Annotated in this window: 11 protein-coding genes, 2 tRNA genes and 2 rRNA genes; 11 read left to right on the top strand and 4 right to left on the bottom strand. The window is 35.0% G+C overall.

The window, feature by feature from the left end:
• Positions 1-18: 18 nt before the first annotated feature.
• The 5 genes from ACY3JO_RS06690 (at position 19) to ACY3JO_RS06670 (ending at position 4182) form a co-directional block, all read left to right on the top strand.
• Positions 19-95 (top strand) — tRNA-Ile (locus ACY3JO_RS06690).
• 15 nt (positions 96-110) lie between these two features.
• Positions 111-186, top strand: a tRNA-Ala gene (locus ACY3JO_RS06685).
• Between the two features lie 55 nt (positions 187-241).
• Positions 242-3255 (top strand): 23S ribosomal RNA (locus ACY3JO_RS06680).
• Positions 3256-3321: 66 nt separating this feature from the next.
• Positions 3322-3438 (top strand): 5S ribosomal RNA (gene rrf, locus ACY3JO_RS06675).
• 225 nt (positions 3439-3663) lie between these two features.
• Positions 3664-4182, top strand: a complete 519-nt coding sequence (locus ACY3JO_RS06670) for a TlpA disulfide reductase family protein (RefSeq protein WP_463084246.1) — start codon at positions 3664-3666, stop codon at positions 4180-4182.
• A 118-nt stretch (positions 4183-4300) separates the two neighbouring features.
• Here ACY3JO_RS06670 and ACY3JO_RS06665 read toward each other — a convergent pair whose 3' ends face one another.
• Positions 4301-4855, bottom strand: a complete 555-nt coding sequence (locus tag ACY3JO_RS06665) for a 5-formyltetrahydrofolate cyclo-ligase (protein ID WP_463084245.1) — start codon at positions 4853-4855, stop codon at positions 4301-4303.
• Positions 4856-5002: 147 nt separating this feature from the next.
• Between ACY3JO_RS06665 and ACY3JO_RS06660 the strand changes: the two genes are divergently transcribed.
• The 6 genes from ACY3JO_RS06660 to ACY3JO_RS06635 are packed head-to-tail and all read left to right on the top strand — an operon-like array spanning position 5003 to position 12000.
• On the top strand, positions 5003-5728 hold the full coding sequence (locus tag ACY3JO_RS06660; protein ID WP_463084244.1) for an ECF transporter S component: 726 nt from the start codon (positions 5003-5005) through the stop codon (positions 5726-5728).
• 3 nt (positions 5729-5731) lie between these two features.
• The gene (locus ACY3JO_RS06655; RefSeq protein WP_463084243.1) at positions 5732-6499 is read left to right on the top strand and encodes a type III pantothenate kinase; all 768 of its coding nucleotides are present in this window, start codon (positions 5732-5734) and stop codon (positions 6497-6499) included.
• Between the two features lie 56 nt (positions 6500-6555).
• Positions 6556-8328 (top strand): FecR family protein, encoded by a 1773-nt coding sequence (locus ACY3JO_RS06650; protein WP_463084242.1) that lies wholly within the window; start codon positions 6556-6558, stop codon positions 8326-8328.
• A gap of 57 nt (positions 8329-8385) precedes the next feature.
• Positions 8386-10155 carry a CHASE2 domain-containing protein gene (locus ACY3JO_RS06645; RefSeq protein ID WP_463084241.1) on the top strand — a complete coding sequence of 590 codons (1770 nt, stop codon included), beginning with the start codon at positions 8386-8388 and terminating at the stop codon, positions 10153-10155.
• Positions 10145-11281 (top strand): HD domain-containing phosphohydrolase, encoded by a 1137-nt coding sequence (locus ACY3JO_RS06640; RefSeq protein ID WP_463084240.1) that lies wholly within the window; start codon positions 10145-10147, stop codon positions 11279-11281. The genes ACY3JO_RS06645 and ACY3JO_RS06640 overlap by 11 nt, the downstream gene beginning before the upstream one ends.
• Positions 11266-12000, top strand: coding sequence for a DUF3307 domain-containing protein (locus ACY3JO_RS06635; RefSeq protein WP_463084239.1), 735 nt, complete (start codon positions 11266-11268; stop codon positions 11998-12000). Before ACY3JO_RS06640 ends, ACY3JO_RS06635 begins: the two co-directional genes overlap by 16 nt.
• Here the strand turns inward: ACY3JO_RS06635 and ACY3JO_RS06630 are convergent.
• From ACY3JO_RS06630 to ACY3JO_RS06620, 3 genes are read right to left on the bottom strand one after another with little or no spacing between them, the layout of a single operon-like run.
• Complete coding sequence (locus ACY3JO_RS06630) at positions 11969-12760, bottom strand: HAD-IIA family hydrolase (protein WP_463084238.1); 792 nt, start codon at positions 12758-12760, stop codon at positions 11969-11971. The genes ACY3JO_RS06635 and ACY3JO_RS06630 overlap by 32 nt on opposite strands.
• A complete protein-coding gene (locus tag ACY3JO_RS06625; protein ID WP_463084237.1) occupies positions 12735-13472 on the bottom strand; it encodes a biotin--[acetyl-CoA-carboxylase] ligase in 738 nt (245 codons plus the stop codon). Before ACY3JO_RS06625 ends, ACY3JO_RS06630 begins: the two co-directional genes overlap by 26 nt.
• Complete coding sequence (locus tag ACY3JO_RS06620) at positions 13472-15055, bottom strand: bifunctional riboflavin kinase/FAD synthetase (protein ID WP_463084236.1); 1584 nt, start codon at positions 15053-15055, stop codon at positions 13472-13474. The genes ACY3JO_RS06625 and ACY3JO_RS06620 overlap by 1 nt, the downstream gene beginning before the upstream one ends.
• Position 15056: the final 1 nt, after the last annotated feature.

Below are 15056 nucleotides of genomic sequence, written 5' to 3'. Positions count from 1 at the left end.
AATTATGATTTTTAAAGTGGGCTCTTAGCTCAGGTGGTTAGAGCGCACCCCTGATAAGGGTGAGGTCCCTGGTTCGAGTCCAGGAGGGCCCACCATTTTATTTGAGGGGTGGGGCTGTAGCTCAGCTGGGAGAGCACCTGCTTTGCACGCAGGGGGTCACCGGTTCAAGTCCGGTCAGCTCCACCAAATTTGTACCTTAGACAAGAGAAGATAGAGAGGGATGATGCAGTAATCAGCCGGGCGTCAAAGTAGAAAGGGCGTACGGTGGATGCCTAGGCACCAAGGGCCGAAGAAGGACGCGGCAGGCGGCGAAACGCCCCGGGGAGCTGCGAGCAAGCTATGATCCGGGGATTTCCGAATGGGGAAACCCACTCTGGGTAATGCCAGAGTATCCCTAAGGGGAAACTCTTAGGGAGGGGAACCGGGGGAACTGAAACATCTTAGTACCCCGAGGAGAAGAAAGAGATAATCGATTCCCTGAGTAGTGGTGAGCGAAAGGGGAGGAGCCTAAACCTGAGTGGTGGAGAAGCTCGCGGGTGTTGCCACTCAGGGGTAGAGGGATAAGGCCGGAGGGAGCCGCGACTCTCTCGTAAGGGAATACATACTTAGCCGAACAGTCTGGGAAGGCTGGCCAAAGAGGGTGAGAGCCCCGTAGGCGAAAAGTATGTATCTCTTATGGGCCTTAGTCCCGAGTAGCGTGGGGCACGTGGAATCCTGCGCGAATCAGGGCGGACCACCGCCTAAGGCTAAATACCCTTGGTGACCGATAGCGCATAGTACCGTGAGGGAAAGGTGAAAAGAACCCCAGAGAGGGGAGTGAAATAGAACCTGAAACCGTACGTCCACAAGGAGTAGGAGAGCGATGCTCAAAAGGGGTAACTCTTTTGAGCTGGCTCGACTGCGTGCCTGTTGAAGAATGAGCCGGCGAGTTAATGCGTGTGGCAAGGTTAAGGGAGAGGAGTCCCGGAGCCGAAGTGAAAGCGAGCCTGAAGAGGGCGACTAGTCACACGCATTAGACCCGAAACCAGGCGAGCTACCCATGGCCAGGATGAAGCGGGGTTAACCCCCCGTGGAGGTCCGAACCCGTTAGCAGTGAAAAGCTATGGGATGAGCTGTGGGTAGGAGTGAAAAGCTAATCGAGCCTGGAGATAGCTGGTTCTCCCCGAAATAGCTTTAGGGCTAGCCTCAGCCGATGAAACCTAAGGAGGTAGAGCACTGGTTGGGCGAGGGGCGGGGATCCGCTGCCAAGTCCAGTCAAACTCCGAATGCCTTAGGTGGATAGCTGGGAGTCGGACTGTGGGGGATAAGCTCCATAGTCGAGAGGGGAACAGCCCAGATCAACAGCTAAGGTCCCAAAGTCCGGGCTAAGTGGTAAAGGAGGTAGCTTGGCGAAGACAGTCAGGATGTTGGCTTAGAAGCAGCCATCATTCAAAGAGTGCGTAATAGCTCACTGATCGAGCCAAGCTGCGCCGAAAATACACGGGGCTAAAGCCCGGCACCGAAGCTTTGGGTTCTACCTATCTTCGGGTAGGTAGAGCGGTAGGGGAGCGTTCCGCTGTAGGGAGAAGGCGGACCGGAAGGACCGCTGGACGAGGCGGAAGTGAGAATGCCGGCATGAGTAGCGAAAAGGAGGGTGAGAATCCCTCCCACCGAAAGCCCGAGGTTTCCTGGGTAAAGCTCGTCTTCCCAGGGTTAGGCGGGAGCTAAGCCGAGGCCGAAAGGCGTAGGTGATGCACAGCCGGTTAATATTCCGGCCCCACCTGCTAACCGTTAATACCGAAGGAGGGACGCAGGAGGGTAGGTGCGCCTGGTGGTGACATACCAGGTCCAAGCTCTAAGGGAGGGAGTGTAGGCAAATCCGCACTCCCGATGAACCGAGGAGTGATGGGGAGTCCTCGAGAGAGGGCGAAGGCATTGAGCCCACACTGCCGAGAAAAGCTTCTAGGGAGGTTAGCGGGTGCCCGTACCGCAAACCGACACAGGTGGGCGAGGTGAAGATCCAAAGGTGCGCGGGATAACCCTCGTTAAGGAACTCGGCAAAATGGCCCCGTACGTTCGCAAGAAGGGGTGCCCGAGTAAGGTGAATAGCCTGAAAGGGCCGCAGTGAAGTGGCTCTGGGGACTGTTTACCAAAAACACAGGTCTCTGCTAAGGCGTAGAAGCCGATGTATAGGGGCTGAGGCCTGCCCGGTGCTGGAAGGTTAAGGGGAAGGGTTAGGGGGATACCCGAAGCCCTGAACCGAAGCCCCAGTGAACGGCGGCCGTAACTATAACGGTCCTAAGGTAGCGAAATTCCTTGTCGGGTAAGTTCCGACCCGCATGAAAGGCATAACCACTGGAGCGCTGTCTCAACGAGGGGCCCGGTGAAATTAGAGTGTCCGTGAAGATACGGACTACCCGTGGCAGGACGGAAAGACCCCGTGAAGCTTTACTGCAGCCTGGCATTGAACTTTGGCACCACATGTAGAGGATAGGTGGGAGGCTGAGAAGCAGGGGCGCCAGCCTCTGTGGAGCCGTCGGTGGAATACCACCCTTGTGGTGTTGGGGTTCTAACCCCAAAAGAAGAGCCTTTTGGGGGACAGTGCTTGGTGGGCAGTTTGACTGGGGCGGTCGCCTCCTAAAAGGTAACGGAGGCGCCCAAAGGTAGGCTTGGCACGGTTAGAAATCGTGCCTAAAGTGTAAGGGCGTTAAGCCTGCCTGACTGTGAGGCCGACGGGCCGAGCAGAGACGAAAGTCGGGCCTAGTGATCCGGTGGTCCCGAGTGGAAGGGCCATCGCTCAACGGATAAAAGTTACTCCGGGGATAACAGGCTGATCTCGCCCGAGAGTCCACATCGACGGCGAGGTTTGGCACCTCGATGTCGGCTCACCGCATCCTGGGGCTGGAGAAGGTCCCAAGGGTTGGGCTGTTCGCCCATTAAAGCGGTACGTGAGCTGGGTTCAGAACGTCGTGAGACAGTTCGGTCCCTATCCGCCACGGGCGTAGGAAACTTGAGGGGAACTGCTCCTAGTACGAGAGGACCGGAGCAGGCGGACCTCTGGTGTACCAGTTGTGCCGTCAGGTGCAGGAGCTGGGTAGCCAAGTCCGTACGGGATAAGCGCTGAAAGCATCTAAGCGCGAAGCCCACCCCAAGATAAGGTTTCCCACAGGGAAAACCTGGTAAGGCACCTCCGAGAAGAGGAGGTAGATAGGCCGGAGGTGGAAGCGCAGCAATGCGTGAAGCCGACCGGTACTAATATGCCGAGGCTTTGACGCCTGGCTGGTTACGGTGTGATCTCTCTCAAAGAGGATTTATGATGGAGTTATGAAGGAAGAGGAGGCTACTGGTGATTAGAGCGGAGGGGAAACGCCCGTTCCCATTCCGAACACGGAAGCTAAGCCCTCTAGCGCCGATGGTACTGCCCTGGCAACGGGGTGGGAGAGTAGGTCATCGCCAGAGAGCCTCCTCTTTTTTTTGATCAGTGTAAATTATTTCTGATATTATTTTTTATCAATTTTAAAATTAGGAATCTTGACAAAAAATTTTTAAAATGTTAAGATTATTTCAAAAAGAATTTGTTAAGAACCTTTCCAGGTGAGGGTCCCCTTCCCCCCTCACCCATCACCCCCTACCTCGCCTGGAAAGTTCTTTTAATTAATATGTGCAAAAAGGGAGGAGTTTAAAATGGAAAAAATTATGAAGAATAATAGATTTTTAAAAATTTTTTTAATAATTACATTACTTGTCCTGTTAATCCATACATCTTACTCAATAGCTAATATAGGAGAAAATGAAAAAGCTATAGATTTTTCACTTAAAGATCTAAAGGGAAAAAATTATAAGCTTTCTGATTTTAAAGGGAAGGTTATTTTATTAAATTTTTGGGCTACATGGTGCCCTCCATGTAGATATGAAATGCCGTTATTAGATAAGCTATACAAGGAACATAAAAATAAAGGATTTGAAATAGTGGCTGTTAGTCTAGACTCCAATCCTAAAAATGTTAATGATTACTTAAAGAATAATCCAGTTAGTTTTACTATTCTTTCTGACAGAGAAGGGAAAGTAGGGTATACCTATCAAATTGTAGCTATACCGACATCTTTTTTAATTGATAAAAATTTTATTATAAGAAAAATTTATTTAGGAATTCTTTCAGAAAAGGATATTAAAAAGGAATTAGAAAAATGGTTAAAAAAGTAATTATAAGATTTTTTATATTCTTTCTTATATTCTTTTTTTTGACTATTGGTATTTATATGGGAGAATTTTATGAAATCTATAGAAATAGTGTTATTTTGTGCTTATCTTGTATAGGTATTCAATAATTATTAGTAAAAATAATCTTTTTATCTGAAATAATAATATCAACTTTTTGATCGTAAGGATCTTTTGGAAGTTCATCAATGATTAAATCGTCAAAGGTTAAACCTATTTTTATACCTCTTTTAATGTTGCTTAAAAAACGATCATAATAACCTTTACCATAACCTATTCTATAACCTTTAACATCAAAAGCAATTCCAGGTACTATAATAATATCGAATAAGTTATAATCTATCTCATAGATCTCCTTAGGTTTCAGTATTCCAAATGGACCTTTTTCTAAATCATTAATTGTCTTAATTTCTCCAAATTTTAAGTCGTTACCAAAGATAACGGGGCAAAATACTCTTTTGTTTTCTACAAGAGCATGATAAATTATGAACCTTGTATCTACCTCATCTTTTATAGAAACATAAGTGTTAATTATAGATGCTTTTCCCCAAATAACTAAATTCTTTAGCTTATGAAAAATTTCATAAGATTTTGCCTCTTTATTTCTTATACTCTTTCTTTTTTCTAAAAATATCTTCCGCAATTCTTTCTTATCCATTTATATAACCTCTTTTCTTTTTTTAGTTTATATATTATAATTCAAAAAAGCCTGCAGATCTTTATGATCGCGGGACAATATCAAATATAAACAATCAAATCAAAAAACGGCATCCCTTGTTGGGGGAGCCGGAAGGGAGGTATTAAAATGTTTAAAAACATCAGACAAATCTCATTAGCATCTCTTTTTGTTGCAATTACCCTCTTATTAGGTTTTTCACGTATAGGCTATATATCACTACCAACACCAGCAGGTGCTGCAACAATAATGCATATTCCAGTGATATTAGCAGGCATTGTAATGGGGCCATGGTTTGGAGCTTTAGTAGGTAGCATTTTTGGCCTTTCTGCAGTTATGTATTTTTCACATATTGCTCCTTTCTGGGTGCTTTTTCCTGCAAGACCTTTTATTGGTATTGTTTCAGGTCTTGTTTATAATTTTCTTTTATCCTTTTTTAGGTCTCAAAAGAAGCTTAAAAACTCTACCGCTTTTATTATTTCTTTTGTGGTTTTCTCTTTCGCGTATCTTAGTGGTATCTATATCGTGAGAGAGTGGTTTACAGAAAGCCTTATTAATTACACTTTAGAATTTAGTTTTTTAATAGCTTTAATCTCTTTTATTATAGCTTTTTTAATTTTATTTATGATAAAAGAAAAAGAAGGAGAAATAGTTGCTATTGGAATAGCATCCTTTTTAGGAAGTATGACTAACACTGTGGGAACTCTTGGTCTTGCAGCAATCTTTAAAATATTCCCATTAGGAATTATTATATCTATAGGAATTCTTCATGGTATTCCAGAAGCAATTATCGCGTCAATAATTTGTCCACCTATAGTTGTTTTATTAAAAAGATTAATTAAGGAGAGTTCATAAGGTATGCTTTTAACCATAGATATCGGCAATTCAAATATTGATATAGCTTATTTTAAAAAGAATAAAATTATGTCTCATTATGAATTTGAGACTAAGAAATACTCTACAAGCTATGAATATTCACTACTTATTGAATGGACTCTAAAAAGAAATGGTATTTCCGAGGCTAAAGTAGAAGGTATAGCTATATCTTCTGTGGTTCCATCTCTTACCTCAGTTTTTGTTGATGCCATAAGATATATCTTCAATTATTCTCCTTTTGTTGTAGAACCAGGAATAAAAACAGGAATCTCCATAGAGACTGAAAACCCAAAAGAGGTGGGTTCAGATCTTATATGTAATGTAGTTGCTATTCAAGAAGAGTATGGTCCAGTTGGAATAGCTATAGATTTTGGCACAGCAACTACGTTTTCTGCTATAGAGAATAAAAAATTTTTAGGCGTAGCTATAGCACCGGGTGTAGGGACTGCATCCTACGCCCTCTTTGAAAAAACTGCTAAACTTCCTCAAGTAGATATCAAAGCTCCAGAATCTTCCTTAGGAAAAAACACTATATCTGCAATTCAAGCTGGAATAGTTTTTGGGTTTGCAGGACTTGTTGATGGAATTTTAGAAAGACAAATATCAGAAATGAATGGAAATCCTGTTCTTATAAGTACTGGTGGTTGGGCTAAAAGAATAGTGCCTCATTCAAAGTACCTTAAATTGGAAAATATTGATCCTTATCTTACTCTTAAAGGACTTTATTATCTTTATAAAAAGAACCTGTGATATAATATAAAAAGTTTAAGATTATTTTAAAAATAATTTAGCGGGGTGTATTAAAAATGTTTAAAAAACTTTTTGTCTTTCTTTTAGTTTTATTGATCCTTATTGTCCCTATTTTTGCTCAATCATCAAAAAGGGTAGCAATAATAACATATCTAAAAGGAAATGTTTATGTAAAAAGGGCTGAATCAGAGTTATGGATACCTGCTAAGTTAAAAATGGAACTTTCTTCAGGAGATAAGATTTGGGTACAACAAAACTCACAAGCTATATTAGAGTTTTCAGATAGATCAACCTTAAAACTTGCTCCAAATACCCAGCTTGATATTTTAAAATTGGATCGCGACAAAAATACACAAAAAGATGTATCAATATTTAAATTACTTTTAGGAAAAGTGTGGGCGACAGTTGAGAAGATATTATCTACAGGAGAAAGAGTAGAGATACAAACACCTACAGCTGTTGCAGGTGTAAGGGGTACAGAATGGATTCAACAAGTAAGTGAAGATGGAACAACTGTGGTGAAAACTCTTAAAGGAGTAGTTTTTTTTACTGCTAAAGGTGTAACAGTAGAGGTAAAAGAAGGTTTTCAAAGTATTGTAAAACCTGAAAATCCTCCTGAAAATCCGACACCAATAACAGAAATTGAAAAGTTTGATGAAGAAGAGAAACCAAAAGAAGAAAAGCCCAAAGAAGAGATTAAAGAAGAGAAACCTATTACTCCTCCTCAAAGGGAATCATCCGAAGGGATCAGATTAGCGCTTAATAACAATTTAGATTATGGCTTATATAAAAAGAATGATTTGATGCTTGCTAAACTTTCTTTTTCTCCAGAAATTTCTTTTGGAATATTAAAACTCGGTCTTGATCTTTCTTTATATACCGATGGAGAAAGTATAAGTTATATTCAAGGAAAAGTAAGGTATGGAGAACTAAATTTACCTTGGCTTGGAATAAAATATGGTGTTATAGATCACTTTACTCTTGGATATGGATTAATTGCCAATAGATATTCCACCTATGAGATGGACGGATTAGTAGTTCGATTAGAAGATCCAAAAAGAAAGGGTATTCTTACTCTCTTTCCTTCTCCTTTTAATAAATATGAGAATCTAACCTCAACATATGCATTGAGAGCTTTTTATCGACCCATAAATAGATTAGAAATAGGTATAAATGGTATGATGGATATGGATGTTGATGAAAATAAAAGACAAGCAATAGTTGGAGCAGATTTATCGTACTTTTTGACAAAAAATACTGTTATTTATTCATCTTTTGCACAAAGAATAATACATGATGGAGTAACAATTAGTGATCCAAGAGTTCTAAATGAAAATGGTGTTGCATTAGGCCTTCAAAGCAATTTCAGCCTTTTCAACAGTGTTTTTAGTGCCCAGTTAATAAACTTTTCTGATAATTTTTATCCTGGCTATTTCAATGCTTATTATGAAAAGAATAAAGTACTTAATACTCTATCCCCTTTAAAAGAGTCTGTAAATAGAATATTTGGCTTAACATTAGACTTAGACACTAATATATTAAATATTGCCTTTTTAAATATAAATTACCAATCTTTTAATGGTATGCGTCCATCTATATATAGTAGATTTACTATGTCATTAAATGAAAGATTAAAGGTGAACTTACTATACGAGCAAAAAGAGATAAAAACACCATTTATGCTCTTTAATGAAAATACAATTATGACTTTAAATATGACATATCCATTAGCTCAAAATGTAGATGCTATAATAACTATAAAAAGAACTTTTGATTCTTATGGTAATCCGACAGATATATATTTTGTATCAACAAAGTTAAGACTTTAAAAAGTGAATTATATAAATAGGTTTATAAAGAATGGCATAATCATAAGATGTATAATAGTGCTAATATCCTTTATAGTGACTCTATTATTGTTTCAAAGTCAAGTACTACAAAAACTTGAATTAGGTTCTATTAACTTAAGATTTATATTTAGAGGGGAGAAAGAGCCAGAAAATAATATCATAATAATAGGAATTGACGATAATTCAATACAAGAATTAGGTAATTTTCCTTGGAATAGATCTTTATATGTAGAATTAATAAATAAACTGGGAAAAAATCCCAAAATTATAGCCTTTGATATATATTTTGATACAGAAACAACTCCGGTAGATGATGAGAAATTTGAGGAACTTTTAAAAAGAGATAAAAGGATAATACTTTCCGCTTTTTATATATCAGTGGATGATCCAAGATATGGTTCTCTTAAAAGACTCTTTCTTCCCATTGATAAATTTTTGAAAAACACTAATGTTGGACTCGTTAATCCAGAACATGATTTGGATGGATTTATAAGAAGATTCCAACTAAAAAATTTTGTCTTAGAGAAGGAATGGATTTCTTTTCCTTTTTCAATAGCATTAGAATATCTTTCTCTAACTTCAGACGAATATATTTCTAAAACAAAATTGTTCACAGATAAAAAAAATAACATATATATAAATTACAGAGGAGGACCTTTTAGATATCCTGTTTACTCTTTTGTTGATATATTAAAAGGAAATATTGATCCAAATGTTTTCAAAAATAAAATTGTTCTTATCGGTGCAGTAACTGAAACATTACACGATACTCATTTTACACCATTTTATGGTTTTATAAGATATGGAAGTTCTATTAGATTAGGAAAAATGCCGGGAGTAGAAGTTCATGCTAATGCTATAGACACACTTATTAGCAAAGATTTTATAAAACCTTTTAATGATGGATTCCCATTATATATAATTACATTACTTATGAATTTTATTCCTACTATTTTAATAAGAAAATACAAGGCAATTTTTATATTTGTAATATCCGTGGTATTTTCCTTATTATACCTCACAATAGCCAATTTATTTTTTGTTTATTTTAATACGTTACTTCCATATTACATACCAGTATTTGGGCTTTTAATTTCTTATTTATTTAACATGTTATATGAAATTATAAAAACAGAACAAGAAAAGAGAGAAATTAAGACATTATTTCAAAGATTTGTCTCTCCAGAAGTAGTTGAAATGCTTCTTAAAACAGATAGAGATAAAATTTTCACTACTAAAAGAGAGAAGATAAGCGTTCTGTTTGCAGATATTAGAAATTTTACTTATTACTCTGATATAAGAGAACCTGAAGAGATAATTAAGATCTTAGATGATTTCTTAAAGAGCTCTTCGGATATTATTTTAAAAAACAATGGGACTGTAGATAAATTTATGGGAGATGCAATAATGGCAATTTTTGGAGCTCCTTATCCTTTGGAAAATACTGCAGAAAAAGCTGTACTTTCTGCTTTAGAAATACAAGAAAAGATCAAGAAACTACAATTAGAATGGAAAAGTAAAGGATATCCTTTTTTTGAAGTGGGAATAGGAATTTCCTCCGGAGAAGCTTTAGTAGGTATTATAGGCCCCAAACAGAAGATAGAATACACAGCAATTGGAAATACTGTAAATCTTGCATCTCGATTAGAAGGTTTAGCTAAAGGAGGAGAGATTCTGATATGTGAACAGACATATAATGAAATAAAAGATAAGTTTATTATTGAAGATCTTGGTTTTTTCAATATTAAAGGAAAAGAAAAACCTGTTCATGTATTTAGAGTATTAGAGTATAAAAATGAAAATTAAAATAAGTAAAATACTTAAAGAAAATATATTTTTAAAAAAAGAAATAGAGAAACTCTATTTAATTAGGGAAATTTCCTATAAGATTGTTTCAAATTTAAATCTTTCTGATCTTTTAAAAATAATCATGGAAATAGTAAAAGAGAGTTTAATGGTTGAAGCTTGTTCGTTACTTCTTCTTAACTCCAAAAAAGAAGAATTATATTTTGAAGTAGCTCTTGGAGAAAAGGGAGATACCCTCAAAAGATATACAGTAAAAGTAGGGGAGGGTATTGCAGGAAAAATTGCTCAAACAAGAGCTCCTATTATTGAAAATAATGTGGAAAGTAGTAATATATTCAATCCAAAATTTGATTATTTAACTTCTTTCAAAACCAAATCAGTTTTAGGGGTACCAATGTTATATAAAGATGAACTAATAGGTGTAATAGAAGTTATAAACAAAAAAAGCGATAAACCTTTTGACTATGAGGACTTAGACTTACTACAAACTATAGCAAATGAAGCAGCTGTGGCAATAAAAAATGCTCTTTTATACAATAACTTAAAAAGTCTATTTTTTGATACTATAGAATCTCTTGTAAATGCTATTGATGCAAAAGATCCTTATACTCACGGACATTCAAAAAGGGTCTCTGAACTTTCATATTTGATTGGTAAAGAATTAAATTTAGATTCTGATTACTTAGAAAAAATTAGACTTGCAGGGTTACTACATGATATAGGAAAAATTGGGGTAGAGGATGATATTCTGAGAAAAAAGGATAAACTTTCTGAAGATGAATTAATGGAGATAAAAAAGCATCCAATAATAGGGAAAAATATTTTAGCACCCATTGATCTTTTAGAAGATATTATAAAAGGTATTGAAGAACACCATGAAAGATACGATGGTAAAGGATATCCAAAAGGCTTAAAAGGTGAAGAGATTTCTCTTATTGGGAGAATTATTTCTGTGGCAGATAGTCTTGATGCTTTAATATCTGATAGACCTTATAGAAAAGGTATAAGTTTAAATTTAGCAATAGATAGAATTAAAGAGGAAAAGGGAAAGCAATTTGATCCTTCTATAGTTGAAGCTCTTCTATCTCTTTATAGAAAGGGATTACTTAAATGTTCTGGTTTTTAAGGTTATTTTTAGCACATCTTATTGCAGATTTCACTTTACAGACCAACAGAGTATTTAAATATAAAGTCTATAATAAATATGGGGTTCTGATACATACAAGTATTTACTTAGTAATTACAATTATACTTTCCATACCTTACTTAACTTCCCCAATGTGTTTCTCTTATATTTTTATTCTATTTTTACTACACACTATAATAGATCTTTCAAAAATCAAAAAAATATCCAAAAGTAATGGTATTAGAGAATTTTTGAAAGATCAAATTCAACATTTTATAACTTTAGCTTCTGTTTTTTTATTACCTCAAGCAAAAGAGCCCAAATATCTAAATCTAAGCTCTCCTTTATCCTTTTTAAATCGCTTATATAATAGTGATTACTATATTCTTTTATCTATTGGTTATTTTTTTGTTGCTTTTGCAGGAACTATCTTTTATTTTTATATTGTAAAAACCTTTGGAGGAAAAAATATATTTTACAAAGATGGAATATTAATAAAAGAAAAATATATGGAAGTTATTTTAAGAACTATAATATTCGTTACTTATTATAGAGGCTCATTTTATTTATCACTTTTTGTTTTTATAATTTTGAGAATTTTAGAAATGATCATTAATAAAACTTATAGAAACTTTATATCTTTTCTATTGATATTAATATATGATTTTACCTTCATATTTTCTATGATTACTTTTCTAAATACTCTTTTAGGAATTTAGTTAAATCCTCAAGATTTTCAAATACAAAATCAGGTTTTATCTTCGATCTTTCTAAATCTTTACTTTGAGTTACTCCTGTAAGGAGTAAAAAAGTTTTTACATCAAGTCTTTTTCCAAAGTAAATATCTGTATCTATTCTATCCCCAACAACTCCTACTTCTTCTAATTTTAGGCCCAACTTTTCTATAGCAATTTTTCCCATGTATGGTGATGGTTTCCCAATTATAAAAGGTCTTTTTTGAGATGCTGCAGAAACAGCTGCTACCAAGGATCCAGCCCCTGGATCTATACCATTTTCAGTTGGAAATGTCTTATCGGGATTTGTAGCTATAAACTTTGCCCCATTTCGTATATGATAGTTCGCTTTTCTTAATTTCTCAAAAGTAAACTCTCTATCTAATCCTACTACCACAGAATCAACCATATCCTTATCTTCGCATAATTCCCACCCAATGTCAGAAATAACTTTTTTCAATGCTTTTTCTCCTATAACGTAAGCTGTACCTTGATTTTTAATTTTTTTTAGATATATAGCTGTAGCAATTCCAGATGTTAGAATCTCATCAGTATTAATGAAAATTCCCATTTTTCGTAGTTTTTCTACATATTCTTCGGGAAGTTTAGTAGAATTGTTAGTTAGAAATATGAATTTCACATTTTTCTTTCTTAAAAATTCTATGAACTCTTTACTGTAATGAAGAGGGACATCTCCTCTATAAATAGATCCATCAAGATCAATAAGTAATCCTTTTAATTTCAAGTGAAATACCTCCCCATGGATATTTTTTAATTTCTTTATCTTCTTCCAATATAATACTACCATTACCATCTATATCTACAATTTTAACTTCTTTTTTATTGATTTTATTTATAGCCTTTATCCCAATATATGGAAACTTACTTTTGTAAAATTGAAATATATATTCCCAATTCTCAGGAAAATTAGCTATATGAGAAAGAATCTGATTTCTTATTTCTTTTAATATGATTAGTTTATCTCCAATTAACATTAGGTCTTTAAGAGAAGTAGCATCTATATTATATTTTTCAAAATATGATTGTTCTACAAAAAGATTTATTCCGACACCTGCTATTATGTATTTTATTTCATTATTTTCATAAATACTTTCCAATAGTATTCCTGCAACTTTCTTTTTATTGAGTTCTATATCATTAGGCCATTTAAAATTAAGAATATCTTTTTCTTTCAAGAATTTATCTAAAGCTTTATATACTGCTACAGATATAAGAATACCTAAACAATCTATTTTCTCTTTCAGATAGATAGAAGGATAAAGGATTATGGAAAACCAAAGTCCACCTTCAGGAGAAATCCATTTTCTTCTTAATCTACCTCTTCCTTCTGTCTGTATATCAGCCAAAATAATTGTACCATGAGGAAAGTTCTTTGAAGCATAATCGTGAGCAATATCCATAGTAGATGTTACTTGTTTATAATAAATGATCACCATTACATTGATCTCATAAACAAAGTAGTAATAATGTTTAGAATTTCGTCTATTGTGGTATATGAATTATCTATAAAATAACCTCCTTGAGGAAGCCTAAGAGGTGCTAAATCTCTATTTATGTCTAAATAGTCTCTTTCTCTTATGCTTTCAAGAACCTTTTCTTTATTTATATCATTAAGATCTTTTGCTCTTCTTTCACATCTTATATCAATATTAGCATTAATAAAAAGCTTTAAATTTGCATTTGGAAAAACTATTGTTCCACTATCTCTACCTTCTAAAACTAATCCCCGTTTCACTTTTTTAAGAAAATCTCTCTGCCAGCCTGTTATAACCTCTCTAATTCCTCTAAATCTACCTATTTTAGAAGCTACAAGTCCTACTTCTGTAGTTCTTATCAAATCTGTTAATTCTATTTCTTTATAGAAAACTCTAAATTTTTCTCCATCCCACAAAAATTTTATTTGATTTTCTTTTATAATTTCTACCAATTTACACTCATCAAAAATATCAAATTTCATAGCCAAAAATCCCACACTTCTATATAATGCACCGCTATCTATGTAATCAAAATTAAATTTTCTTGCTAAAGATTTCGCTATTGTAGTTTTACCAGATCCTGCAGTGCCGTCTATTGTTATGATTTTAATTTCTTTTTCTTCTTCATATATTCTATACTTTATAGATAAAAGATCTTGATTTATTTGTTTCTTTAATTCTTCCAATGAATGAAATTTTATATCAGGTCTTATATATTCTTCTAAGACCAATTCAATAATCTCGTTATAAATATTACCAGCAAAATCAAATAAATATGCCTCTATACGAAGCTCTTCACCATTAAAAGTAGGTCTTGTTCCTATATAAATAGCAGAATGATATATTTTATCTTTTATTTTAGCTTTACCTTTATATATTCCATTTTTAGGAATAAGTTTAGAAGGATCAGGTTTTACATTTACTGTTGGAAAGCCTATCTTTTTTCCTATATTATCACCTTTTATCACTTTACCTCTTATAAAATATTTATAGCCTAACATTTTATTAGCAAAAGAAATATCTCCTTTTTGAAGGGCTTCTCTTATCATACTACTTGATATAGTTGTATTATCTATATCATAAAGTGGCTTTACTAATACTTTAAAATTGTAATTTTTACTCAATTCTAATAAGGTACTTACATCTCCTGTTCTTCCCTTTCCAAACTTGAAATTATCCCCTACGAGTATACATGAGAATTCCATATTTTTTCTAAGAAATTCAATAAAATCCTTGGGACTGAGATTTCTAAGTTTTGAGTCAAAGGGTAAACAAAACATATAATCAATTCCTTTTAAACTTAGCATTTCTCTTTTCTCATCCTTTGTTAGTAGAAAAGAGGATAAATTTTTGAAAACTTTGGGATATGTATCTTCAAAAGTTATTATTCCAGTGTTTGAATCATTAATCAGTGCATAGTTGAACATCTCTTCTAGAATAGAGGAATGTCCTTTGTGTATTCCATCAAATACTCCTATACTTAGAATTAGTTTTTCCTTTTTTTCTATATTGTTTAACTTTATTACTTTAATATCTTTTTCCATA

The sequence above is a fragment of the Dictyoglomus sp. LHC4 genome, assembly GCF_055181355.1.
The sequence above is the reverse complement of the archived record's forward strand: the minus strand, read 5'-3'. Positions and strand labels throughout refer to the sequence as shown.

Bases quoted from the DNA above. Each gene is read 5' to 3' on its own strand.
- ACY3JO_RS06650 (WP_463084242.1), top strand. From the start codon at position 6,556: ATGTTTAAAAAACTTTTTGTCTTTCTTTTAGTTTTATTGATCCTTATT.
- ACY3JO_RS06655 (WP_463084243.1), top strand. From the start codon at position 5,732: ATGCTTTTAACCATAGATATCGGCAATTCAAATATTGATATAGCTTAT.
- ACY3JO_RS06625 (WP_463084237.1), bottom strand. From the start codon at position 13,472: ATGGTGATCATTTATTATAAACAAGTAACATCTACTATGGATATTGCT.
- ACY3JO_RS06665 (WP_463084245.1), bottom strand. From the start codon at position 4,855: ATGGATAAGAAAGAATTGCGGAAGATATTTTTAGAAAAAAGAAAGAGT.
- ACY3JO_RS06635 (WP_463084239.1), top strand. From the start codon at position 11,266: ATGTTCTGGTTTTTAAGGTTATTTTTAGCACATCTTATTGCAGATTTC.
- ACY3JO_RS06670 (WP_463084246.1), top strand. From the start codon at position 3,664: ATGGAAAAAATTATGAAGAATAATAGATTTTTAAAAATTTTTTTAATA.
- ACY3JO_RS06660 (WP_463084244.1), top strand. From the start codon at position 5,003: ATGTTTAAAAACATCAGACAAATCTCATTAGCATCTCTTTTTGTTGCA.
- ACY3JO_RS06640 (WP_463084240.1), top strand. From the start codon at position 10,145: ATGAAAATTAAAATAAGTAAAATACTTAAAGAAAATATATTTTTAAAA.
- ACY3JO_RS06620 (WP_463084236.1), bottom strand. From the start codon at position 15,055: ATGGAAAAAGATATTAAAGTAATAAAGTTAAACAATATAGAAAAAAAG.